Origin of the sequence: Ornithinimicrobium jinqii, from assembly GCF_045032595.1 — a bacterium.
Lineage (GTDB): Bacteria > Actinomycetota > Actinomycetes > Actinomycetales > Dermatophilaceae > Ornithinicoccus.
The window spans coordinates 116,298-140,128 of sequence record NZ_JBJFZS010000018.1 but is presented as its reverse complement, the minus strand read 5'-3'; the positions used below and the strand labels follow the sequence as shown (position 1 = coordinate 140,128).

At 71.9% G+C, this 23,831-nt stretch carries 22 protein-coding genes; 16 read left to right on the top strand and 6 right to left on the bottom strand.

Features of this window, described 5'->3' with window-relative positions; translation table 11 throughout:
- Positions 1-11 precede the first annotated feature (11 nt).
- Together ACI3ET_RS08360 and ACI3ET_RS08355 are read left to right on the top strand one after the other, a co-directional pair.
- A complete protein-coding gene (locus ACI3ET_RS08360) occupies positions 12-1,340 on the top strand; it encodes a TrkH family potassium uptake protein (RefSeq protein ID WP_405032554.1) in 1,329 nt (442 codons plus the stop codon).
- Positions 1,330-2,025, top strand: coding sequence for a potassium channel family protein (locus ACI3ET_RS08355; protein WP_405032553.1), 696 nt, complete (start codon positions 1,330-1,332; stop codon positions 2,023-2,025). Before ACI3ET_RS08360 ends, ACI3ET_RS08355 begins: the two co-directional genes overlap by 11 nt.
- Here ACI3ET_RS08355 and ACI3ET_RS08350 read toward each other — a convergent pair.
- On the bottom strand, positions 2,014-3,282 hold the full coding sequence (locus ACI3ET_RS08350) for a class I SAM-dependent methyltransferase (protein ID WP_405032552.1): 1,269 nt from the start codon (positions 3,280-3,282) through the stop codon (positions 2,014-2,016). The two genes, ACI3ET_RS08355 and ACI3ET_RS08350, sit on opposite strands and share 12 nt — an antisense overlap.
- Before the next feature lie 32 nt (positions 3,283-3,314).
- On the opposite strand from ACI3ET_RS08350, the gene ACI3ET_RS08345 reads away from it, so the two are divergent.
- The 3 genes from ACI3ET_RS08345 (at position 3,315) to groL (ending at position 6,820) form a co-directional block, all read left to right on the top strand.
- Positions 3,315-4,580, top strand: coding sequence for a phospholipase D-like domain-containing protein (locus ACI3ET_RS08345; protein ID WP_405032551.1), 1,266 nt, complete (start codon positions 3,315-3,317; stop codon positions 4,578-4,580).
- Positions 4,581-4,772: 192 nt separating this feature from the next.
- Positions 4,773-5,069, top strand: coding sequence for a co-chaperone GroES (gene groES / locus ACI3ET_RS08340; protein WP_405032550.1), 297 nt, complete (start codon positions 4,773-4,775; stop codon positions 5,067-5,069).
- 143 nt (positions 5,070-5,212) lie between these two features.
- A complete protein-coding gene (gene groL / locus ACI3ET_RS08335) occupies positions 5,213-6,820 on the top strand; it encodes a chaperonin GroEL (RefSeq protein ID WP_405032549.1) in 1,608 nt (535 codons plus the stop codon).
- A 65-nt stretch (positions 6,821-6,885) separates the two neighbouring features.
- Here groL and ACI3ET_RS08330 read toward each other — a convergent pair whose 3' ends face one another.
- Positions 6,886-7,197, bottom strand: coding sequence for a WhiB family transcriptional regulator (locus ACI3ET_RS08330; protein WP_405032548.1), 312 nt, complete (start codon positions 7,195-7,197; stop codon positions 6,886-6,888).
- Positions 7,198-7,285: 88 nt separating this feature from the next.
- Between ACI3ET_RS08330 and guaB the strand changes: the two genes are divergently transcribed.
- A complete protein-coding gene (gene guaB, locus ACI3ET_RS08325; protein WP_405032547.1) occupies positions 7,286-8,806 on the top strand; it encodes an IMP dehydrogenase in 1,521 nt (506 codons plus the stop codon).
- A gap of 2 nt (positions 8,807-8,808) precedes the next feature.
- On the opposite strand, the gene ACI3ET_RS08320 is transcribed toward guaB, so the two are convergent.
- The gene (locus ACI3ET_RS08320) at positions 8,809-9,612 is read right to left on the bottom strand and encodes a dioxygenase family protein (protein ID WP_405032546.1); all 804 of its coding nucleotides are present in this window, start codon (positions 9,610-9,612) and stop codon (positions 8,809-8,811) included.
- 105 nt (positions 9,613-9,717) lie between these two features.
- On the opposite strand from ACI3ET_RS08320, the gene ACI3ET_RS08315 reads away from it, so the two are divergent.
- From ACI3ET_RS08315 to ACI3ET_RS08280, 8 genes are all read left to right on the top strand, one after another.
- Entirely contained in the window at positions 9,718-10,839 is a 1,122-nt protein-coding gene (locus ACI3ET_RS08315; RefSeq protein ID WP_405032545.1) for a GuaB3 family IMP dehydrogenase-related protein, read from the top strand.
- The gene (locus ACI3ET_RS08310) at positions 10,826-12,259 is read left to right on the top strand and encodes a YncE family protein (protein ID WP_405032544.1); all 1,434 of its coding nucleotides are present in this window, start codon (positions 10,826-10,828) and stop codon (positions 12,257-12,259) included. The genes ACI3ET_RS08315 and ACI3ET_RS08310 overlap by 14 nt, the downstream gene beginning before the upstream one ends.
- Before the next feature lie 4 nt (positions 12,260-12,263).
- Positions 12,264-13,046, top strand: a complete 783-nt coding sequence (locus ACI3ET_RS08305) for an SURF1 family protein (protein ID WP_405032543.1) — start codon at positions 12,264-12,266, stop codon at positions 13,044-13,046.
- Positions 13,043-13,378: a DUF3817 domain-containing protein gene (locus ACI3ET_RS08300; RefSeq protein WP_405032542.1), complete on the top strand. Its 336-nt coding sequence runs from the start codon at positions 13,043-13,045 to the stop codon at positions 13,376-13,378. Before ACI3ET_RS08305 ends, ACI3ET_RS08300 begins: the two co-directional genes overlap by 4 nt.
- A complete protein-coding gene (gene guaA / locus ACI3ET_RS08295) occupies positions 13,375-14,970 on the top strand; it encodes a glutamine-hydrolyzing GMP synthase (protein WP_405032541.1) in 1,596 nt (531 codons plus the stop codon). The genes ACI3ET_RS08300 and guaA overlap by 4 nt, the downstream gene beginning before the upstream one ends.
- 53 nt (positions 14,971-15,023) lie before the next feature.
- On the top strand, positions 15,024-16,496 hold the full coding sequence (locus ACI3ET_RS08290) for a hypothetical protein (RefSeq protein WP_405032540.1): 1,473 nt from the start codon (positions 15,024-15,026) through the stop codon (positions 16,494-16,496).
- Positions 16,497-16,692: 196 nt separating this feature from the next.
- Positions 16,693-18,006: a MurT ligase domain-containing protein gene (locus tag ACI3ET_RS08285; RefSeq protein WP_405032539.1), complete on the top strand. Its 1,314-nt coding sequence runs from the start codon at positions 16,693-16,695 to the stop codon at positions 18,004-18,006.
- Positions 18,003-18,794, top strand: coding sequence for a type 1 glutamine amidotransferase (locus tag ACI3ET_RS08280; protein ID WP_405032538.1), 792 nt, complete (start codon positions 18,003-18,005; stop codon positions 18,792-18,794). The genes ACI3ET_RS08285 and ACI3ET_RS08280 overlap by 4 nt, the downstream gene beginning before the upstream one ends.
- A 19-nt stretch (positions 18,795-18,813) precedes the next feature.
- Here the strand turns inward: ACI3ET_RS08280 and ACI3ET_RS08275 are convergent, their stop codons facing one another.
- The 3 genes from ACI3ET_RS08275 to ACI3ET_RS08265 are packed head-to-tail and all read right to left on the bottom strand — an operon-like array spanning position 18,814 to position 20,680.
- The gene (locus ACI3ET_RS08275) at positions 18,814-19,869 is read right to left on the bottom strand and encodes a lysylphosphatidylglycerol synthase transmembrane domain-containing protein (RefSeq protein WP_405032537.1); all 1,056 of its coding nucleotides are present in this window, start codon (positions 19,867-19,869) and stop codon (positions 18,814-18,816) included.
- A complete protein-coding gene (locus ACI3ET_RS08270; protein WP_405032536.1) occupies positions 19,866-20,288 on the bottom strand; it encodes a hypothetical protein in 423 nt (140 codons plus the stop codon). Before ACI3ET_RS08270 ends, ACI3ET_RS08275 begins: the two co-directional genes overlap by 4 nt.
- Complete coding sequence (locus tag ACI3ET_RS08265; protein WP_405032535.1) at positions 20,285-20,680, bottom strand: hypothetical protein; 396 nt, start codon at positions 20,678-20,680, stop codon at positions 20,285-20,287. Before ACI3ET_RS08265 ends, ACI3ET_RS08270 begins: the two co-directional genes overlap by 4 nt.
- Before the next feature lie 108 nt (positions 20,681-20,788).
- Between ACI3ET_RS08265 and pcrA the strand changes: the two genes are divergently transcribed.
- Positions 20,789-23,308: a DNA helicase PcrA gene (pcrA, locus tag ACI3ET_RS08260; protein ID WP_405032534.1), complete on the top strand. Its 2,520-nt coding sequence runs from the start codon at positions 20,789-20,791 to the stop codon at positions 23,306-23,308.
- A 60-nt stretch (positions 23,309-23,368) separates the two neighbouring features.
- Entirely contained in the window at positions 23,369-23,773 is a 405-nt protein-coding gene (locus tag ACI3ET_RS08255; protein WP_405032533.1) for a cobalamin B12-binding domain-containing protein, read from the top strand.
- Positions 23,774-23,831: the final 58 nt, after the last annotated feature.

Genomic DNA, 23,831 nt, shown 5'->3' with positions numbered 1-23,831 from the left:
CATGGTCGCTCGTGCGTCTCTTCTGGGCCCATCCGGCCCGCCTGGTCACCCTGGGATTCCTCCTCCAGGTCCTCGTCGGCACCACGGTCCTGATGCTGCCGGTCTCGCGCGCGCCCGGCGCCCCGGCGGACCTGCTCGTCGCCGCCTTCACCACGGTCTCGGCGACCTGCGTGACCGGCCTGATCACGGTGGACACCGCCACCTACTGGTCGCCGTTCGGGCACGTCGTGATCATGGGGCTCATCCAGACAGGCGGCATCGGCGTGATGACGCTGGCCACGCTCCTGGCGCTCAAGGTGCGCGGCCGTCTCGGCCTGCGCACCTCGCTGGCCGCCCAGGCGGACTCGCACAGCCTGGACCTGACCGACCTGCGGGGTGTGCTGGTCAGGGTGGTGCGGCTGGCCCTGGCCATCGAGGTCGTCGTCGCCGTCCTCCTCACCCTGCGGCTGCGCCTGGGCTACGACCTGGGGTGGCCCCAGGCCCTCTGGCACGGCGTCTTCCACGCCGTCTCGGCGTTCAACAACGCCGGGTTCGCCCTCTACAGCGACAACCTCATCGGTTTCGTCGGCGACATCTGGATCATCGGGCCGGTGTGCGCGGCCCTCGTCCTGGGCGGGCTCGGCTTCCCCGTGCTGCGCGAGCTGCTCCGTGGCCGCAGGCCCTCGCGGTGGAGCGTGCACACCACGATGACGGTCTGGGGCAGCGCGGTCCTCGTCGTGGTCGGCGTCGCCGTCTTCTGGGTCTTCGAGGCCGGTCGCGGCGGCACCCTCGCCGGGATGTCCCCGTGGCAGCAGGCGGTCGGTGCCCTCGGGGGCGGGGTCTTCCCCCGGACCGCCGGCTTCAACGCGGTGGACTACGCCGCCGTCACCGACGAGGTGGAGGCCGTGACGATCGTGCTCATGTTCATCGGGGGTGGCAGCGCAGGCACGGCAGGGGGCATCAAGGTCACCACGTTCCTGCTCCTGGCGGCGGTGATCTGGTCCGAGGTGCGCGGTGAGCCGGACGTCGTGGTCGGGCGACGGCGGGTGGGCAGCGCCGTGCAGCGCCAGGCCCTCACCGTGGCGCTGCTCGCGGTCGGGCTGGTGATCAGCTCGACCATCCTGCTGATGACCCTCACGGACCTCGAACCGCTCGACCTGGGCTTCGAGGTCGTCTCGGCCTTCGCCACCGTCGGGCTCTCGACCGGCATCACCCACCAGCTCCCGGCGGCCGGGCAGGTCGTCCTCATGGTGCTGATGTTCGTCGGTCGTGTCGGCCCGATCACCGTCGCCTCCGCGCTCGCCATCAACACCCGTCACCGCCACTACCGATTCCCGAAGGAGCGCCCCATTGTCGGCTAAGAGGACCAGACCCCAACCGTTCGGCGGCACCGCCCCCGTCCTCGTCGTCGGGCTCGGCCGTTTCGGCAGCGCCGTCTGCGAGTCGCTCGTCCGCCAAGGGGTGGAGGTGATGGCCGTCGACGTCGACGAGGCGCGCGTGCAGAAGTACGCGGACGAGTTCACCTACACGGTCCGGGCCGACGCCACGGACGGCGAGGCCATGCGCCAGCTCGGGGTCCACGAGATCCAGCGCGCGGTCGTGGCCATCGGCTCCGACATCGAGTCCTCGGTGCTCAGCGTCATCACGCTCAGCGAGGCTGGCATCAGCACGATCTACGCCAAGGCGATCACGCGCAAGCACGGCAAGATCCTGACGAGCATCGGGGCCTCGCACGTCATCTACCCGGAGTACGTCATGGGTCAGCGGGTGGCCCACATGGTGACCGGAGGCCTCTCCGACTACCTCGAGTTCGAGGACGAGTTCGCGATCGCGCGCTGCTACGCCCCCGTGGAGACCTGGGACCGGACGCTCATGGAGTCGGCCCTGCGCTCGCGGCACACCATCACCGTGGTGGGGGTGAAACGGCCCGGGGAGGCCTTCACGTACGCGGTGCCCGAGACGGTCGTGCGCAGCGGGGACGAGCTGGTCGTGTCGGGACGGATCCCCGACGTCGAGCGGTTCACCGCGCTGCCCTCACGTCGGTGACGGCGTCAGGACCGGGGTCACGACGACCACGACCGGGGTCCCCGCCACCCGGGTGAGCACCAGCGTGGCCTCGCCCGCGGCCCGGTCGCCGCGCAGCCGCAGCTCGGCGCGGAACCGCTCCGGGTCGGTCGGGACGCCCCTCTTCTTGATCGTCACCCGTCCCGCGCCCCGCTCGCGCAGCCACGCGCGCACGACCTTGGCGTGCAGCGGCAGCACCTCCTCCACCGCGAACCACCGCGCCCAGGGGACGTCCACGAGCGCCGGCGCCACCACATACCCGGTCCCGGGGTCGGTCTCCTGCCCCCCGACCACGGCCGCCAGGGTCGGGGTCAGCCCCGCGGCGAGGACAGCTCGGTCCGGCTCGGCGAGCCAGGGTCCGGGGGAGGCGCCCGGGGCGAGCGGGGCGGGCGGGTCCGCGACGGGCTCGACGACGACCCATACGGTTCCGTCCCCGGTGCTGCGGCCCACCGCGGCGCTGATCCCCGGCCGCCGGACGGCGGCGCCCCACCACACGGAGCACTCCACCGCGTCCCCGTCGAGGGAGACCCACTCGGCCTCGGCTCCCGAGGGCAGGTCGCCGGCCGAGAACCCGGGTGACAGCTTGGCGCCGGTCGCTGCGGCCGTGGCTGCCACCGAGAGCACGTGCTCCCAGGACGGTGAGAGCTCCGCCAGCCGGAACGTTCGACGGGTGCGCCCCCGCACGTCGGCGACGCCAGGGGTGCGACGGGCGGGGTCGAGCCAGGCGCCGTCGCGCGTCGACGGCGCCACGTCGCCCACGTCCCCGTGCACCACCCGGGCCCGCGGGTATGCCGTGAGGTTGGCCTCGGCGGCGACGGCCACCTCCTCGTCCCTCTCGACCGCCGTCACCGCCAGGCCCGCCTCGGCCAGGGCGGTCGCGTCGAGCCCGAGCCCGCACCCCAGGTCCCACACGTGCTCGACCCCTGCCGCGACGAACCGCGCGGCGTGCCGGCGAGCCACCGCCGGCCGGGTCGCCTGCTCGGCACCGTCGACGGTGAGCAGCAGCCGCCCCGCCAGCGGTCCCAGCCGGTCGGCGGCACGAGCCCGCAGGCGCGACTGGGTCAGCGCGGCAGCCACCAGTGCGGGGTCGACACCCTCGGCCCGCAGGCGCGCGGTGAGCGCGAGCACCTGCGCCTCGTCGTAGGGCGGGAGCGCCTCCAGGAGCGCGCGGCCGGCGTCGTCGCGCAGTCGCAGCAGCAGGTCGGCCGCCTCCTGGCGGGCCGCGGGGTCAGGGGGCACCGCACCATTGTCAGGGCACGTACATTGTCCCTATGCCAGAGGTCCTGTCCCCGCGTCTCGTCCGACGACTGCGGGGCATGCGCCGCACCGCGCTGAAGCTGGCCGGGGTGACGGTCGCGGCACAGCTCTCGCTCGCCGCCGGTGTGGTCGCCGTCGACGCCGTCCGCAAGAGCCGCAGCGGCGAGGTCGCCCTCGCGCCGGACGACACCGCGATCGACGCGCAGGTGCACGGCCACACCTTCACCACCTACACCTACGGCCAGGACCTCTTCGACGCGATGCTCGAGGCGATCGAGGGGGCGCAGGACTACGTCTACCTCGCGTCCTACATCTGGAAGGGCGACGAGATCGGGCAGGCATTCAAGGACGCGGTTGTCCGCGCGGCCGACCGTGGCGTGCTCGTCTGCCTGGTCTACGACGGGTTCGCCAACCTCGTCGTGCGCCCGGCCTTCAAGCGGTTCCCCGCCTCGGTGCACGTGATGCAGTTCCCGGTGATCCGGGCGGCCGTCCCGCTCATCGACATCCGCAGCACCGGCCGGGACCACCGCAAGATCCTCGTCGTCGACGGCCGCGTCGGGTTCGTGGGCGGCTACAACATCGGGTCGACCTATGCCACCTCCTGGCGCGACACCCACCTGCGGGTCACGGGGTCGGGCGTGTGGGAGCTGCAGAACTCGTTCGTCGACTTCTGGAACAGGCACCGCCGGTCCGGGCTGCCCGAGCTGCCCGACAGCGGCTCGCCGACCTGGGACGGCTCGGTCCGCGCCGCCCGCAACGAACCCAGCCGGCTCATCTACCCCGTCCGGGCGCTCTATCTGGAGGCCATCGACCGGGCCTCCGAGCGGATCTGGATCACCCAGGGCTACTTCATCCCCGACCGGGAGGTGCTCGAGGCGCTGCTCGCCGCCGCCGCCCGCGGTGTCGACGTGCGGGTGATCATGCCGGAGCGCTCCAACCACGTGCTCGCCGACGTCGTGGCCCGTTCCTACTGGACGCAGCTGCTCGAGGGCGGGGTCCGGCTGCACCTCTACCAGGACGTCATGGTGCACGCCAAGACCGCGACCGTCGACGGGCGCTGGGCCACGATCGGCAGTGCCAACATCGACCGGCTCTCGCTGCGCGGCAACTACGAGATCAACATGGAGATCTTCGACGAGGTCCAGGCCGAGGTGATGGAGCGGATCTTCGGGCGCGACCTCGAGGACTGCCGGGAGCTCACCCTGGAGGAGTGGCTGGAGCGCCCCTGGTACTACCGCGCGCTCGAGCGCGGGCTGCGTCCGCTCGAGCTGATGCTCTGAGTCGCTGGCACTCGGCTTGACCGAGTGCTAATCACTGCCTAGATTCTTTCCTAGCACTCCGGGCACGCAAGTGCCAGCGGTCGTGAGACCGGCCGACCCCCGCGACGGCGGTCGGCTCGCGCCAGGAGTGGCATCCGCATGAACCACCACGCCGTCGGCGCCCGCCGGCCGGCTCACGAAGGGAAGGTAACCGTGTCGGTTTCCATCAAGCCGCTCGAGGACCGCATCGTCATCAAGGCCATCGAGGCCGAGCAGACCACGGCCTCGGGCCTGGTCATCCCGGACACCGCCAAGGAGAAGCCCCAGGAGGGCGAGGTCCTGGCAGTCGGTCCCGGCCGCTGGAACGAGGACGGCGACGAGCGCGTCCCGATGGACGTCAAGGTCGGCGACCGCGTCATCTACAGCAAGTACGGCGGCACCGAGATCAAGCACTCGGGGACCGAGTACCTCATCCTCTCGGCCCGCGACGTGCTGGCCATCGTCGGCTGACCTGGCTGACCTTCCTGTCCTCCCGGACAGACCCGCTGTGTGAGCGCCGCCCCGTCACACCCCGGCCCGCTCGGCCGAGGTGCGGCGGGGCGGTGGCCGTGCACACCCCATAACCCCCTGTTTGTGAAAGGAGCTGTGCGCCGATGGCGAAGCAGCTGCAGTTCAACGACAACGCCCGTAAGTCCCTGGAGCGTGGAGTCGACGCCCTGGCCAACGCCGTCAAGGTGACGCTCGGCCCGAAGGGTCGCAACGTCGTCCTCGACAAGAAGTGGGGCGCGCCCACCATCACCAACGACGGTGTGACGATCGCCCGAGAGGTCGAGCTGGACGACCCCTTCGAGAACCTGGGTGCCCAGCTCGCCAAGGAGGTCGCGACCAAGACCAACGACATCGCCGGCGACGGCACCACCACCGCGACCGTCCTGGCGCAGGCCATGGTCAAGGAGGGTCTGCGCAACGTCGCCGCCGGTGCTGCGCCCTCGAGCCTCAAGCGCGGGATCGACAAGGCCGTCTCGGCCATCAACGACCGTCTCCTGGAGACGGCCCGCGAGCTGGACGGCCGCGAGGAGATCGCCCAGATCGCCAGCCTGTCCGCGCAGGACCCGAGCATCGGCGAGCTCATCGCCGACGCGTTCGACAAGGTCGGCAAGGACGGCGTCATCACCGTGGAGGAGTCCTCCACCACGTCGATGGAGCTGGAGTTCACCGAGGGCATGCAGTTCGACAAGGGCTACCTCTCGCCGTACTTCGTGAGCGACACCGAGCGCATGGAGGCCGTCGTGGAGGACGCCTACGTGCTCCTGCACCAGGGCAAGATCTCCGCGGTCGCCGACCTGCTCCCGCTGCTCGAGAAGGTCGTGGGGGCCAGCAAGCCGCTGGTCATCATCGCCGAGGACGTCGAGGGCGAGGCCCTGTCCACGCTCGTCGTCAACAAGATCCGCGGCACCTTCAACGCCGTCGCGGTCAAGGCCCCCGGCTTCGGGGACCGTCGCAAGGCGATGCTGCAGGACATGGCGATCCTCACGGGTGGCCAGGTCGTCGCCGAGGAGGTCGGGCTCAAGCTTGACCAGGTCGGCCTCGAGGTGCTCGGCACCGCGCGCCGCGTGGTCTCCACCAAGGACTCCACGACGATCGTCGAGGGTGGCGGCGACCACCAGGCTGTCAGCGACCGCGTCTCGCAGCTTCAGGCCGAGTCCGAGAACAGCGACAGCGACTGGGACCGCGAGAAGCTCCAGGAGCGGATCGCCAAGCTCGCCGGCGGCGTGTGCGTCATCAAGGTCGGCGCGCACACCGAGGTCGAGCTCAAGGAGAAGAAGCACCGGATCGAGGACGCGGTCTCCGCGACCCGCGCGGCCATCGAGGAGGGCATCGTCGCCGGAGGCGGCTCCGCCCTCATCCACGCCTCCACCGCGGTGGACGACCTGGACCTCGAGGGTGACGAGGCCGTCGGCGCCAACCTGGTCCGCAAGGCCGTGCGCGAGCCGCTGCGCTGGATCGCCGAGAACGCCGGCCTGCAGGGCTACGTGGCGACCGCCAAGGTCGCCGAGATGTCCGCCGGCCGCGGTCTGAACGCCGAGAGCGGGGAGTACGTGGACCTCGTGGCCGCGGGCGTCATCGACCCGGTCAAGGTCACCCGGTCCGCGCTGCGCAACGCCGCGTCCATCGCCTCGATGGTGCTGACGACCGACACCCTGGTCGTGGAGAAGCCCGAGGACGAGGACGACGACCACGGGCACGGCCACAGCCACTGACCCGCACGCACGCAGGCCCCCGCCGGGACTCCCGGACGGGGGCCTGCGTGCGTGCGGGGGTGCGGTCAGACACCCGCTGCGGGGCGCGCCGCCTCCTGCGCGTCCTCGATGGCGTAGTGGGCGGCGCGCTCGTCCTCGGTCATGCCACCCCACACGCCGTAGGGCTCGTGGGCCGCGAGGGCGTGCTCGCGGCACCGGCGAAGAACCAGGCAGGTGCCGCACACCTGCTTGGCCCGCTCGTCGCGATGACGGCGGGCGGGTCCTCGTTCACCTTCGGGATGGAAGAAGACCTCGGGGCTGGCGGTCCGGCAGGCCCCTTGGAACTGCCACTCCCACAGGTCTGCCACCGGTCCCGGCTGGCGCGCGGTCTCTGCCACGTCGTTGGCTCCCCTTCTCGCGCGGACAGGCACACTCTAGTACCGAAAAGGGTCAGTGCCTCACCCCCGACCAACTAGGATTTGCGGCATGACCCCGGCTGACGACCACGCTTCCGTGCCCCCCGCGTTCGCACGCCTCGGCCTGACCTACGACGACGTGCTGCTGCTGCCCGGGGAGACCGACCTCACGCCCGACGAGATCGACACCTCGAGCCGCCTGACCAGGGAGATCACCCTGCGGGTGCCGCTGGTCTCGGCGGCCATGGACACCGTCACCGAGGGTCGGATGGCGATCGCGATGGCACGGCAGGGCGGCATCGGCATCCTGCACCGCAACCTGTCCATCGAGGACCAGGCCTACCAGGTCGACCTCGTCAAGCGCACCCAGACCGGTCGCATCACCAACCCGGTGACGATCGGCCCGGACGCGACGCTGGAGGACCTCGACACCCGCTGCGGTCAGTACCGTGTCTCGGGGCTGCCGGTGCTGGGACCGGACGGGCACCTGCTGGGCATCTGCACCAACCGCGACCTGCGCTTCACGCCGGTGGCCGAGTGGGACCGCACCCTGGTCTCGGACGTGATGACGCCGATGCCGCTGGTGACGGCACCCTCGGGGGTCGGCCGCGACGAGGCCACCGCCATCCTGCGCGCGCACAAGCGCGAGCGCCTGCCGCTCGTCGACGCCGAGGGCCGGCTCACCGGGCTCATCACGGTCAAGGACTTCGTCAAGTCCGAGCAGTACCCGCACGCCAGCAAGGACGGTCAGGGCAGGCTCCTCGTCGGTGCCGCGATCGGCTACTTCGGCGACGCCTGGGAGCGTGCCACCACGCTGGTCGACGCCGGGGTGGACGTCCTCGTCGCAGACACCGCGCACGGCCACGTCCGGCTGCTCATCGAGATGGTGCAGCGGCTGAAGTCCGACCCGGCGACCAGGCACGTGCAGGTGGTCGGCGGCAACGTGGCCACCGGTGCCGGTGCCCGGGCGTTCGTCGAGGCCGGTGCGGACGCCGTCAAGGTCGGCGTGGGTCCGGGGGCGATCTGCACGACCCGCGTCGTCACCGGCGTCGGGGCCCCCCAGCTGACCGCCGTCCACGAGGCGGCGGCAGCGACCCGCGACGCCGGCGTCCCGGTCATCGCCGACGGCGGTCTGAAGTACTCCGGCGACATCGCCAAGGCGCTGGTGGCCGGTGCCGAGTCGGTCATGATGGGCTCGATGCTCGCCGGCTGCGAGGAGGGCCCCGGCGAGCTGATCTTCGTCAACGGCAAGCAGTACAAGAGCTACCGCGGCATGGGCTCGCTCGGGGCGATGAGCTCCCGCGGCAAGAAGTCGTTCTCCAAGGACCGCTACTTCCAGGCCGAGGTCACCAGTGACGACCAGCTGATCCCGGAGGGGGTCGAGGGCAAGGTCGCCTACCGCGGGGCGGTCAGCGCGGTCGTGCACCAGATGGTCGGCGGGCTGCGGCAGGCGATGTTCTACGTCGGTGCGAGCACCGTGCCCGAGCTGCAGGAGAAGGGACGGTTCGTGCGCATCACGCAGGCCAGCCTCCAGGAGTCGCACCCCCATGACATCGAGATGACGGCCGAGGCGCCCAACTACAGCCGCTGAGGTCAGTCGAACTGCCAGGACCGCTTGGAGAGGCCGAACCAGAATCCCTCGACCGTGCTGCGGCCGGCGAGGTCGCCCGACGCCTCGGCGGCCCCCAGGGCGAGGTAGAGCGGCGCCCAGTGCTCGGTCCGCGGGTGCGCCTCCCGCGCGGCGGGCGCGCGGTGCTCGAAGTCGAGGACCGCGTCGACGTCGCCTGCCGCCAGGGCCTCGGCCGCCCACTGGTCGAACTCCGCCGAGGCGGCGGGCGGCGTGGTGTCGGGGCCCTTTCGCGGGTCGAACCAGGCCAGGTTGTGCGTCGTGAAGCCGGACCCGACGATCAGGGTGCCCTGGTCGCGCAGGGGCGCCAGGCGGCGTCCGAGCTCGAAGAGGTCGCGAGGCTCCAGGGTGGGCATCGACATCTGCAGGACCGGCACGTCGGCCTCGGGGAACATCTCCTTCAGCGGGACGTAGGCGCCGTGGTCCAGTCCCCGGGTCTCGTCCCGGTGGACGCCCCCGTGGACCTGGGCGCCGAGGAGCGCCTCGACGTCGTCGGCCAGCGCGGGCGCCTGGGGCGCGTCGTAGGTCACCTCGTAGTACTTCTGCGGGAATCCCCAGAAGTCGTAGACGAGCGGCTGCGGGGTCCGCGTCGCCGAGAGGGACAGCGGGGCGTTCTCCCAGTGGGCCGAGATCATCAGCACGTCGCGCGGCCGGGGCAGGTCCTGGGACCAGCCCGCCAGCTCGGCCGTCCACCGGGCGTCGTCGGCCAGCGGCGGGGCGCCGTGCGAGAGGTAGAGGATCGGCGTGCGCACGGCCGGGAGGGTCTTCATCCCCTCAGTATAAGTGACGCGTCACCTAGATGGCAACCGTCGGCCACCCACGGCTCCCGGGTGCGCCTGTTCGGCGCAGCGGCAGCCGCTGGGTAGCCTGTGGCGGTGAGCGAGATCGAGATAGGCCGGGGCAAGCGTGGGCGTCGTGCCTACTCCTTCGACGACATCGCCGTCGTCCCCTCCCGGCGCACGCGCGACCCGGAGGACGTCTCCATCTCCTGGCAGATCGACGCCTACCACTTCGAGCTGCCGGTGCTGGCGGCGCCGATGGACTCGGTGGTCTCGCCGGCGACCGCCATCGAGATGGGACGGCTGGGCGGCCTGGGCGTCCTCGACCTCGAGGGCCTGTGGACCCGCTACGAGGACCCCGAGTCCGCCCTGCAGGAGATCGGCGGGCTCGACCGGACGGCCACCACGGCCCGGATGCGGGAGCTGTATGCCGCACCGGTGCGCCCCGAGCTGATCACCGAGCGGCTGCGGGAGGTCCGCGCCGCCGGGGTCACGGTGGCGGGCGCCCTCTCGCCGCAGCGCACCCAGCAGTTCTGGAAGGTCGTCGTCGACGCGGGCGTGGACCTCTTCGTCATCCGCGGCACCACCGTCTCCGCCGAGCACGTCTCCAGCCAGGCCGAGCCGCTCAACCTCAAGCGCTTCATCTACGAGCTCGACGTCCCCGTCGTCGTGGGGGGCGCCGGCACCTACACCGCCGCGCTCCACCTCATGCGCACCGGAGCCGCCGGCGTGCTCGTCGGCTTCGGCGGCGGGTCGGCCCACCGCACCCGCACCACGCTGGGGATCCACACCCCGGCTGCGACCGCCATCGCCGACGTGGCCGCCGCCCGTCGTGACTACCTCGACGAGTCCGGTGGGCGCTACGTCCACGTCATCGCCGACGGCGGGACCAGCACCTCGGGCGAGCTGGTCAAAGCGGTCGCCTGCGGCGCGGACGCCGTCATGCTCGGGGCGGCGCTCGCCCGGGCCGACGAGGCGCCCGGCGGAGGGTTCCACTGGGGCAGCGAGGCGCACCACCCGGAGCTCCCGCGCGGCGAGCGGGTGGACGTCGGCACGGTCGGTACCCTGGAAGAGATCCTCCTCGGACCGGCCGTCGCGGCGGACGGCACGACGAACATGATGGGTGCCCTGCGTCGAGCGATGGCGACGACGGGGTACACCGACCTCAAAGAGTTCCAGCGCGTGGAAGTGGTGGTGGCACCGTATGGCGACCGATGACTCGTATCCCGTCGACCCTCCCGGCGGCGACGACGACTTCGACCGGGTGGACACCCGCGCCGGCCGTCGGACGCGCGGCGGCGAGCGTGGCCGGGCCCTGCAGGTGCGCCAGGAGCAGGTCTACGTGCGGCGTCGCCGCGCGGTGATCGCCGGGCTGGGCGCCTTCCTCCTGCTCCTCGTGGCGCTCGTCGGCTTCTGGGTGCTTGACCGGCCGGGGTCGGGGGACGACGCCGCGACCGCCGGGGCCGGTGACGCGGTCGAGGCCGCGAGCGGCACCGGGACCGCGTCCGAGGCGTCGGCGGACGAGGACGCGGACGAGGGGGAGAAAGCCTCCGAGGAGGACGGGCCAGAGGCCACCGACCCGCTGTGGCAGAAGGAGCCTGTGGCGGTCGAGCGGCCCAGCGACACGACCGCGATGGAGCAGGTCGACTACCTGACAGGGAACATGACGCCCAAGTCGGTGATGGCCTCCGGCCACGGGCTGATGATCGCCAACAACATGATGTACCAGCACACCTCCACCGTCTACGACGCCACCACCCGGGAGCAGGTGGCCGTCCTCGACGACTCCCTCGACCTGGCCGAGTTCGGCGTCGAGGGGCACCCCGGCATCTCCAAGGGGTCCCCGGTCGAGGCGGTGTGGACCGACGACGGTCGTTACGCCTACGTCTCGCAGTACACGATGTACGGCGAGAACTTCGGGGTCGAGGGCTTCGACGCCTGCACCAAGGACAGCGGAGTGGGCGACTCGATGGTCTACCGCTTCGACGCGGAGGAGCTCGCCTGGGACCAGGTCATCCGGGTCGGTGCGGTGCCGAAGTACCTCGAGATCACCCCGGACCAGAGCACGATCCTGGTGAGCAACTGGTGCGACGCGACGCTGTCGGTCGTCGACGTGGAGAAGGGCCAGGAGATCAAGGTCATCGACGTCAACGCCTCGCCGCGCGGCATCGCGACCATGCCGGACAGCAACACCGCCTACGCCGTGGCGATGTACGCCGAGGAGCTCTACGAGATCGACATCGAGGCCGGGACGAGCGAGGTGGTGATGAACACGGCGCTGCGCCCCCGCCACCTCAACATCAGCGAGGACGGCCGCTGGCTCTACCTCACCGCCAGCGCCGGCAACGCGATCGTCAAGATCGACACCGAGACGATGGAGGTCGTCGACCAGGTCACGCCCGGGCTGGAGCCGCGGAGCGTCACCCTGTCCCCGGACGAGACGGCGCTCTACGTCGTGAACTACAACGAGGCGTCGGTCTCCAAGATCCGCACCTCGGACATGGAGCTGATCGACAAGCAGCAGGTGGACGCGGACCCGATCGGGATCGACTACGACCCGGTGACCAACACCGTCTGGGTCGCCTGCTACAACGGCGCGATCTACGTCTTCGACGACCAGAGCACCCCGTTACCCTGACGGGGTGATCCGGACCGCCCTCAAGCCACGTTGGTTGGCGCTGCTCGCGCTCCTGGTGGTCGTCGTGTGGTCCTTCACCCAGCTCGGTCTCTGGCAGCTCGGCGTGAGTTCCAACGCGGCGTCGCGTGAGCTCGCGGAGGCGCAGGCGGCCCGCCCGACCGAGTCCCTCGGCGCGGTCACGGCTCCCCACCAGCCCTTCCCGCAGGACGGGGCGGGGCTGTCGGTGACCACCACGGGGGAGTATGTCGTGGCAGACCAGTTCCTCGTGCCCGACCGCCTTCTCGAGGACCGCGCGGGCTACTGGGTGGTGACCCCGCTGCGCACCGACGCGTCCGGCGAGGAGGCTCTGCTCCCGGTGGTGCGCGGCTTCGTGACCGACCCGGCGCTGGCCGACCGGCCGTCGCCGGCGACGGTGCGGGTGACCGGCACGCTGGCCCCCAGCGAGGCACCGGTCCCGGGGTCGCAGCCGGAGGGTCAGCGCGGTTCGATCGACACGGCCGACCTGGCCAACGACTGGGACGGCGCGATCTACAGCGGTTTCGTCTTCCTCGTGGAGGAGGAGCCCGCCGTGACCGCCGCCGCCGTGGACCGGATCCCGCCGCCGGTGTTCGGCGAGTCCGGCGTCGTCTGGCGCAACGTCGGCTACGGCCTGCAGTGGTTCGTCTTCGCCGGCTTCGCCGTGTACATGTACCTCCGGTTCCTTCGCGACGACACGCTCAAGGACCGACCCGCCGCCCCAGCCCGTCCCGCTCTCGTCCCTACCGCCAGCCAAGGAGACACTCCATGACCCCCCGCGCCAAGCTCCTGTTCTTCCGCGTGATGGCCTTCGTCGTCGGCGTGGGGCTGCTGCTGCTGGTGGCCCACATGGTGCTGCGCTACGGGTTCGACAATCGGGCGCTCGCCTGGTGGCCGGCACCGCACGGCTGGGTCTACATGGTCTACCTCGTCGCGGTGGCGCTGCTCGGCTTCGAGCTGCGGTGGGGCCTGGGCAGGATGGTGCTCGTCATGCTCGCCGGCTGCGTGCCCTTCCTGTCGTTCTGGGTCGAGCACCGCGTGCACACCGCGGCCTCGGCGCAGATCGCGGCCGGGCGCACCGACGCGGATAGGGTGTCCGCGTGACCCAGCCCCTCGACCAGCGACCGGTCCTCGTCGTCGACTTCGGCGCGCAGTACGCCCAGCTCATCGCCCGCCGCGTCCGGGAGGCGAACGTCTACAGCGAGATCGTGCCGCACACGATGCCGGCCGCCGAGATGCTGGCCAAGGACCCCGCCGCGATCATCCTCTCCGGCGGACCTTCCTCGGTGTACGCCGAGGGGGCGCCGGCCCTGGAGGAGGCCGTGGTCACCGCCGGTGTGCCGGTCCTGGGCATCTGCTACGGGTTTCAGGTGATGGCTGCCGTCCTGGGCGGGGAGGTGGCCCGGACCGGGTCCCGCGAGTACGGCGACACCGTGGCCGCGGTCACCGACACGACGAGCACCCTGTTCGCCGGACAGCCGGGCGGCCAGCAGGTCTGGATGTCGCACGGCGACTCGGTCACCGTGACGCCGCCCGGGACACGCGTGACGGCGACCACCCCCGGCGCTCAGGTGGCGGCCTTCGAGGACGACGAGCGGCACCTCTACGGCGTGCAGTGGCACCCCGAGGTGCTCCACTCCGCGCACGGCCAGGAGGTGCTCACCAACTTCCTGGTCAGCGGTGCCGGCATCGAGCCCACCTGGACCAGCGACAACGTCGTCGAGCAGCTCGTCGCCGAGATCCGTGGGACGGTCGGGGAGGACCGGGTGATCTGCGGCCTCTCCGGGGGCGTCGACTCCTCGGTGGCGGCAGCGCTCGTCCAGCGGGCCGTGGGCGACCAGCTCACCTGCGTCTTCGTCGACCACGGGTTGCTGCGTGAGGGTGAGGCCGAGCAGGTGGAGGAGGACTTCGTCGCCGCGACCGGCGTCGACCTCGTCGTGGTGGACGCGCGCGAGCGGTTCCTCTCCGCCTTGACCGGGGTCAGCGATCCCGAGGAGAAGCGCAAGATCATCGGCCGGGAGTTCATCCGGGTCTTCGAGCAGGCGGCCCGCGACGTCGTGCGCGCGCACGAGGGGTCGGACGCGGACCACCGCGGCGACCACCCGGTGAAGTGGCTGGTCCAGGGCACGCTCTACCCCGACGTCGTCGAGTCCGGCGGAGGCTCAGGCACCGCCAACATCAAGAGCCACCACAACGTCGGCGGACTGCCTGCCGACCTGCAGTTCCAGCTGATCGAGCCGCTGCGGGCCCTCTTCAAGGACGAGGTCCGCCAGGTCGGGCTGGAGCTCGGCGTGCCCGAGGTGATCGTGTGGCGCCAGCCGTTCCCGGGGCCGGGCCTGGGCATCCGGATCGTCGGCGAGGTCACCGGCGAGCGGCTGGAGATCCTGCGCCGCGCCGACGCCATCGCGCGGGCCGAGCTCAGCGCGGCCGGTCTTGACCGCGCCATCTGGCAGTGCCCTGTCGTGCTGCTGGCCGACGTCCGGTCCGTCGGCGTCCAGGGCGACGGCCGCACCTACGGACACCCGGTCGTGCTGCGCCCCGTCTCCAGCGAGGACGCGATGACGGCCGACTGGACCCGGGTGCCCTACGACGTGCTGGCCCGGATCTCCTCGCGCATCACCAACGAGGTGGAGGACGTCAACCGCGTCGTCCTCGACGTCACGAGCAAGCCGCCGGGCACGATCGAGTGGGAGTAGGCCACCTCGGCTCCTCCCCTGCGGACCCCCCCGGTCGAGGGGAGGACGGGGGCGTGAGCTGCGTGAGCCGGGTGGTCCGGCTGGTCCTGCTCGGCGTCGTGGCGCTGGTGGTCGCCGTGCTCGCGCGCGACGTCACCGGCCCGGCGGCGGCGACGCCCTCACCGGCCGAGGTCGAGGTGGTCGTCGAGTACTACTACGGCGAGGACTGCCCCGTGTGCGCCGTGACCGAGCCGTGGTTGAAGGACCTGGAGGCCCGCACGCCCGGGATGCGCCTGGTGTCGGTCGAGGTGTGGAACGACGACGTCGGCCGGGTGCGTCTTCAGGATGCGCTGGAGCGGTACCACGTCCCGGCGGTCGGCGTGCCGGTGGTCTTCGTCGGCGAGCGGGCCTGGGTGGGCTTCCGCGAGGGTGTGCACGACGTCCAGATCGAGGAGGAGGTCCAGCGCTGCGCCGAGACCGGCTGCCCCGACCCCGCGGACGTCCGACTGCCGGAGGGCACCTCCGGCACCGTCACCACGGGAGAGGTGTGCGAGGGAGACCCGGACAACCCGTTCCGGTGCGCCCCTGCGGATGACACCTCCGACGTGCTGCGCCTGCCGCTGGTCGGCGACGTCCACCTCGGCGAGCGCTCCCTGCTCGTCTCCACCGTCCTGATCGCCGTCGTGGACGGCTTCAACCCCTGCTCGCTGTGGGTGCTGACCGTGCTCATCGCGCTGTCGCTCCACTCGGGCTCCCGCCGCCGGACGATGATCATCGGGGTGACCTTCATCACGGTCACAGCCCTCATCTACGCGCTGTTCATCGCCGGCCTCTTCACGGTCTTCACCGTCGTGGCCTTCGCGCCGTGGATCAGGATGGTGGTCGCCACGGTCGCGCTCCTCTTCGCCGTGGTGAGCATCAAGGACTACTTCTGGTTCAAGCGAGGGCTCTCGTTCACGATCGCCGACGACAAGAAGCCCGGCATCTACCGGGGCATGCGGCGGGTGCTGGCGCAGGGCGACAACCTCCTGGCGCTGGTCGGGGCCACGGTCGTCCTGGCGGCCGGGGTGTCGCTGGTGGAGTTCGGCTGCACCGCCGGCTTCCCGCTGCTGTGGACCAACCTCCTCAGCGCCCAGCAGGCTACCGTCACGACCTTCGTGGTGCTGCTGCTGGTCTACATGCTGATCTACCAGCTGGACGAGCTGGCCATCTTCACCACAGCCGTGGTCACGATGCGCGCCTCCAGGATGCAGGAGCGGCACGGCCGGATCCTCAAGCTCGTCGGCGGCATGCTCATGCTGACCCTGGCCGTCGTCGTCATCGTCGACCCCGACCTGATGAGCGGGGTGGGCTCCTCGCTGGTCGTGTTCGCCCTGGCGCTGGGCGCCACCGCGCTGCTGCTGGTCGTGCACCGGGTGCTCCTGCCCCGCCTGGGAATCCACGTCGGCTCGGAGACCGACCTCGCCCCCGACGTGGACGCACCCGCGGACAAGACCAGCGCGAGCGGCACGGCGTCCCCGGCCCGGCGAGACCCGCCACCCGTCTGACGCGCGACGAGCCGCGGCCCGGACCCGGTCCGCAGGTAGGCTGCGACGGCGTCGTCCAAGGAGAGAGAAGCATGAAGAGTCACCTGTCCACACGCCCTCCGACACCGGATGCGCTCCGGTCCTGCGCCCGGCGGGCCGCTGCGGACCAGACGCCACCCTGGTGTGTTGCCCACGCGTCCGACCGGGCGTGAGGGGTATGCGGCCACGCACCACCGCCGCGCTCGTCGCGGGGCGTGCAGCTCGGCTCGCGTCGCGTCTGCGCGGCGGCGGGTCCGCCCTGCCCGGGCTCGTGGCGGAGAAGATCGACCCCGCGGTGCTGCGGCACACCCTCGGGTCCTTGCCGCGGGGCGTCGTCGTGGTCTCGGGCACCAACGGCAAGACCACGACCACCAAGATGCTCGTCGCGCTGCTGCGCGCGCACGGCTGGCGGGTGTTCACCAACCCGACGGGGTCCAACTTCACGCGCGGCGTCATCTCCTCGCTCCTGGGGGAGGTGAGGCTGAGCGGGCGGCTGGACGCCGACGTGGCGGTCGTCGAGCTCGACGAGGCGCACGCGCTGCACTTCGCGGCCCAGGTGCCGCCGACGCACGCGCTGCTGCTCAACGTCGCGCGCGACCAGCTCGACAGGTTCGCGGAGATCGACCACACCGCCCGCCTGCTGACCCAGCTCGGTGAGCAGACCACGACGGGTGTCGTGCTCAACGCCGACGACTCGTTCATCTCGCGGGTGCGCGGACAGCTGCGGCCCGGGGTCGAGGTGCGCTGGTTCGGCGTCGACCCCAGCATCGCGGACCGGTTGCCGGAGCTGCAGGAGGCCGACGTGCGGTTCGAGGGCGCGGACGAACGGCCCCAGATGGGTGACCACGACGGTCTCCTGCTTCCCGACGACGACGGACGTGCGCTCACCGTCCGCTTCCCCGGCGGGGTCGACGTCGGACCGGTGACGCTGCGCCAGCGCGGCCTGGCCGCGATGATCAACGCCACCGCGGCGACGACGATGGCGCGGCAGCTGCTCGGCGACGAGTTCAGCGCCGAGGTCGCGGCCCAGTCGCTGGCGGCCGTCAACCCGCCGTTCGGCCGGGGCGAGGTCATCGACGTCGACGGGGCCCCGCTGGAGCTGGTCCTCGTGAAGAACCCGGCCGGCTTCACGGTTGCCCTGGGCACCTACGGCACCGAGCCGGTGGACACGATGATCGCGATCAACGACAACTACGCCGACGGGCGGGACGTGTCGTGGCTCTACGACGTGTCCTTCGAGTCGCTGCGCGAGCGCGGCGTGGCGCTGACCAGCGGCGTGCGCGGCTGGGACATGGCGCTGCGCCTGCGCTACGACGGTGTCGAGGTCGCCGACGTGGAGACGGACCTGGACCGCGCGCTCGACCGCTTCCTGGCGGACCACCGCGCCCGGCCCACCCGCATCTTCTGCACCTACACCGCGATGATGCACCTGCGGCGGCGCCTCGCCGACCGCTACGGCCTGGCCCGCTTCGGAGAGGACCCCACGGCATGAGCGCTCTGCCCCCCGAGTTCGGCGACGGGCTGCCCAGCGCGATCACCGGGCTGGCCGACGTCCCCGCGGACAAGGGCGAGGTGCACGTCGTGCACCTCTACCCCCGCGAGATGAGCATCTACGGCGACCTCGGCAACACCCGCTGCCTGGCGGCCCGGCTGAGGTGGCACGGCTACACCCCGGTCGTCCACGACCACCACCCGGGTGGACCCTGGCCCGCGCGCGCGGACCTCGTCCTCGGCGGCGGTGGCCAGGACAGCGGGCAGCTGCGCGTCCAGGACGACCTCGCGACCAACGCCGACAGGCTCAGGGGGCTGGCCGAGGACGGCGTGCCGATGCTCATGATCTGCGGGATGTACCAGCTCTTCGGCGAGGCGTTCATCACCGTCGAGGGCGCGCGCCTGCCCGGGCTGGGCATCCTCGACGTCACCACCCGCGGCAACGAGACCCGGATGATCGGACCGGTCGTGCTGGACACGGAGTTCGGCTCGGTCGTCGGCTACGAGAACCACTCCGGCTCCACGGTGCTCGGGCCGGACCAGGGCGCCTTCGGTCGGGTCCGGCACGGTCACGGCAACAACGGTGCGGACGGCACCGAGGGCGCGCGCGTCTCCAACGTCGTCGGCAGCTATCTCCACGGGCCGGTGCTCCCCGCCAACCCCGAGCTCGCCGACGGCCTCCTGCGGATCGCGGCCGAGCGGGCGACGGGGGAGTGGGCGCCCGGCGTCGTCGACGACACGGTCGCGCTCGAGGCTCACGACCGGCAGGTCCGTCGGCTCCTGGGCTGACGGACCCTCCGCCGCCGGGTCAGGCGGGCAACCGGTCGTTTACCGCGGCCCGCCGGTCGGGACCGACCCACCACGACCCCAGCGCCGCGATGCCGAAGGGCACGACGAGCAGGTGCGCATAGATGGCGTAGAGCAGGGCCGTGGCCGACGCGGCTCCACCGTCGCCACCGAAGAGGACGAGCAGTCCCGCCGTCCCGACCTCGGTCACCCCCAGACCGCCGGGCGTCACGGCCACGACGGTGAGCAGCTGGCGGAAGGTGTAGGCGCAGATCAGCTCGGCCACCGGCAGGTCCAGCCCGACGACGCGCGCGGCGAGCCAGTACAGCCCGAAGAGGAACACGAACTGGCCGGCCATCCCCGCCGTCATCTGCGGCCAGCCCCTCCGCACCACGGCCTCGATCCGGTGCCGCTGGTCGGTGACGACGTGGGCGATCCCGCCGCCCTCGCGCACCGTGCGGCTGAAGGGGGACAGGAGGGCCCGCAGCACCACCGCCACCACCGCAGCCACCCGGTCCGAGAAGATCATGAGCGCGCAGACGACGACCAGCCCGGTCCCCACCGCTCCCGCCACGAGCGCGCCCTGCACGACGACCCGCGGTGCGTCGATGGGCGCCACGACGAGGACGAGGCAGCCCACCACGGGCAGCACGAGCCGGGCCAGGACGTTCCACAGGCCGGTGACCAGGAACGACGACGAGATCGCCCGTCTCGCGAAGCCCCACGACCGCAGCATCTTCCAGGACAGGGCGGCCCCGGCCGCCGCGCCCAGCGGCACGATGTTGGCGACCGTCGCGGCGACCGCGTTGACCCGCAGCGCCTGCGGGACCCGCAGCTCGGGCAACGAGCCGATCAGCACCCAGGTGTAGCAGAGCAGCCCGGCGAGCAGCAGCGCCCCCATCGCCAGCGCCGTGTGCAGCCGGACCCGCGAGAGCTGGGCCCAGATGGCCTCCCAGGAGGTGTCCATGAGGTGCGGCAGCCCGTAGGCGATGAGCAGCACGACCAGCGACAGGCCCACCAGGGACTGGACCGCCTCCCGCCAGCCCAGCCCCGGCAGTGCGGGACCGGTGCTCGTCATCGCGCCGCCCTGGCACCGCGGTCGGACAGCAGCCACCACAGGCCGGCGACGGGCAGCACCAGCGGGATGAAGAGGTAGCCCCGGCCGAACGCGCTCCACACCGTCGCGTCCGGGAACATCTCGGGCGCCAGCAGGCTCCAGGTGCCGACCACCAGGACCCCCACCAGCTCCACGCTCAGCGCCACCACGCTCACCCACCAGGCCCGGTGCCCACGCAGCGAGAGGGAGACCAGTGCGACGACATACACGCTCGCGGCGAGGGCGGACAGCGCGTAGGCGAGCGGGGCCTGCTCCCAGCGCGTGCTGATCTGGGCCGCCGACCTCGACACTGTCCCGATGACGAAGATCAGGTAGAGCGCCAGGATGACCCGCCCCGGCCCGTGGCGGCGGTCGCCCGGGTCGGCGCGGGGTGCTCTCACGGCAGCATCCCGACGCCGTGCCAGATCTGCGCCGTCCGGGCCCCCATGACGGCGACGGTGAAGGCCGCGACCGCGAGCACGAAGGTGCTCCAGCGGGTCGGCTCCTCGCGCGCCCAGATGAGGGCCAGGGCCGGCAGGAAGGCGATCGTGACGAGGTAGGCCCACAGCTCCCAGCCGGGCCCCACCGGTGAGGCGCCCGAGACCTGGCGCACCAGGTAGAGGCCCGCGTAGGCGAGCACGCCGGCCTGCAGCAGCACCATGAGACCGACGGTGACCCGCCCGGGTGCGCGGCCGTTGAGCCCGCTGACGAGGCACAGGAGGGCGATCACCATGCCGGCCACGAGCAGGGCCGTGGTCGGGGGGTCGAGGTAGGCCGAGGAGCCGTCGGTCATGGGCGCCCACCTCGGGCGGTGCGTGGGGAGGTCACGGGCATCAGGGTATGCCGCCGGCTCCTGTGGACGGGCCAGGGGCGTCGGCGGGCGCGCCTAGGATGAGGGACGATGAGCAGCCTCTTCGACCACCTCACCTTCGACCTGCCGATGCCCCCGCTGTCGGCGTCGTCGGCGAGCGGGCACGCCGACGAGGTTGACGACCGCGGGGTCCCCGCGTGGGCACTGGGGGACGGTGAGGCACCACCACCGCGGGCCGGGAGGCCGCAGCACGAGGGGCGCAGCGTCGCCGAGCTCCTCGCCGGTCTCAACGAGCCCCAGCGCGAGGCGGTGACGCACGCCGGCAGCCCGCTGCTCATCGTCGCCGGCGCAGGCTCGGGCAAGACCCGGGTCCTGACCCACCGGGTCGCCTACCTGCTCGCGGAGCGCGGCGTCCACCCGGGACAGGTGCTGGCCATCACCTTCACGAACAAGGCGGCCGCCGAGATGCGCGAGCGGGTCGCGACCCTCGTCGGCCCGAGGGCCAAGGCGATGTGGGTCTCCACCTTCCACTCCGCCTGCGTCCGCATCCTGCGCCGGGAGGCGACGACGGCCGGGCTGCGGTCCAGCTTCTCCATCTACGACGCCGCCGACAGTCAGCGGCTCATGGGCATGGTCATCCGTGACCTGGACCTCGACCCCAAGCGCTACCCCGCCCGGGCGTTCCTGTCCAAGGTGTCCTCGGCCAAGAACGAGCTGGTCGACGAGGAGACCTTCGCCTCCCGGGTGGGCAACAACCCCTACGAGCAGAAGGTCGCCGAGGCCTACACCCTCTACCAGCGCCGCCTCCGGGCCGCCAACGCCCTCGACTTCGACGACATCATCTCCACGACCGTGCACCTGCTCCAGGCTTTCCCGGACGTCCGTGAGCACTACCGCCGCCGCTTCCGGCACGTCCTCGTGGACGAGTACCAGGACACCAACCACGCGCAGTACACCCTCGTCCGCGAGCTCGTCGGCGAGGTCGGCGACATCGTCGACGGGGCCGGGCGAGCCCTGCCGCCGGCCGAGCTGTGCGTCGTCGGTGACGCCGACCAGTCGATCTACGCCTTCCGCGGCGCGACGATCCGCAACATCGTCGAGTTCGAGCAGGACTACCCCGACGCCCGCACGATCCTGCTCGAGCAGAACTACCGCAGCACCGCGACGATCCTGCGCGCCGCCAACGCGGTGATCGCCCGCAACCCCAGGCGCCGCGAGAAGAGGCTGTGGACCGACGCCGGGGAGGGTCACCCCATCGTCGGCTACGTCGCCGACAGCGAGCACGACGAGGCATCCTTCGTCGCCCGCCGGATCGACCAGCTCGGCGACGAGCGCGGCGTGCGTCCCGGCGACGTCGCCGTCTTCTACCGCACCAACGCCCAGTCGCGGGCGCTGGAGGAGGTCCTCGTGCGCACCGGCCTGCCCTACAAGGTGGTCGGCGGCACGCGCTTCTACGAGCGTCGCGAGATCAAGGACGCGCTGGCCTACCTGCGGGTGCTGGCCAACCCCGCCGACGACGTCAACCTGCGCCGCATCCTCAACACCCCCAAGCGGGGCATCGGCGACCGGGCGGTCGGCGCGGTCGGCGCCCTGGCCGAGCGCGAGCGCATCCCTTTCGTGGCTGCGCTGGGCCGGGCCGAGGACGCCCCGGCCATCGCCACCCGTTCGGTCGCGGCGATCCAGGGCTTCACGGCGCTGCTGGAGGAGCTGGGGCAGCTGGCGGCCGACGACGCGACGGGGGTGGGCGACCTGCTGGAGACGATCCTGGACCGCACCGGCTACCTCGCCGAGCTGCGCGCCAGCACCGACCCGCAGGACGAGACCCGGGTGGAGAACCTCGCCGAGCTGGTCGCGGTCGCCCGCGAGTTCGACGACAACTACCCCGAGGGTGGCCTCGTCGACTTCCTCGAGCAGGTCTCGCTGGTGGCGGACGCCGACGAGATCCCCGAGGGCGACGAGTCGTCCGGGGTCGTCACCCTCATGACGCTGCACACGGCCAAGGGGCTGGAGTTCCCGGTCGTCTTCCTCACCGGCCTGGAGGACGGCACCTTCCCCCACCAGCGCAGCCTCGACGACCCGGCCGAGCTGGAGGAGGAGCGGCGCCTGGCCTACGTCGGCATCACCCGGGCCCGCGAGCAGCTGCACCTGTCGCGTGCCGGCAGCCGGGCGGCGTTCGGGTCGCCGCAGTGGTTTCCGGCCTCGCGCTTCCTCGACGAGATCCCGCCCGAGCTCCTCACCTGGGAGCGGACCGACGCCGACCGCTCCAGCTTCGCCGGTCGGCCCTCGGCGGCGGAGGGCCTGGGCTGGTCCGGGGGGTATGCCGCTCGCGGCGGCTCGGGCGGGTACGGGTCCCGCGGCGGTGCCGGCGGTCGGCCCGACGTCGTCCGGCTCGACCCGCGGGGGAGCGCCCCGCGGACGCCGCGCAGCGAGGCGGAGGTCGCCGAGCTCGAGGCCCTCTCTGCGGGCGACAAGGTCAGCCACGACACCTTCGGGCTGGGCACGGTCGTGCGGGTCGAGGGCACCGGCAGGCACACGATGGCGCACGTCGACTTCGGCGACGTCGGCGTGAAGCGCCTGCTCGTCAGGGTCGCCCCGCTGGTGCGGCTGTGAGCGCTCCGCAGACGCCATCCGGCTCCGGGCGCCGCCTTCCGTTGCGATAGTCTCTGGCCCATGTCGTCTGCACCGATGCGCGTCGTCGTGGCCAAGCCCGGCCTCGACGGCCACGACCGGGGAGCCAAGGTCGTCGCCCGCGCGCTGCGCGACGCAGGGGTCGAGGTCATCTACACCGGTCTTCACCAGACGCCCGAGCAGATCGTCGCGGCGGCCCTCGCCGAGGACGCCGACGCGGTGGGCCTGTCGGTCCTCTCCGGGGCGCACCTCACCCTCTTCAAGAGGGTCCTCGACCTGCTCGCCGAGCAGGACGCCGCCGACATCGTGGTCTTCGGGGGCGGGATCATCCCGGCCGAGGACATCGCGGTGCTCAAGGAGATGGGTGTGGCCGAGGTGTTCACCCCCGGCGCCCGCACGAGCGACATCACGCGCTGGGTGCACGAGCACCTGGCGACCCCTGACTAGGGCCTTCGTCGGCCCGGCACCCTCACACCACCCACCACCTCACACCGATGGGAATCTG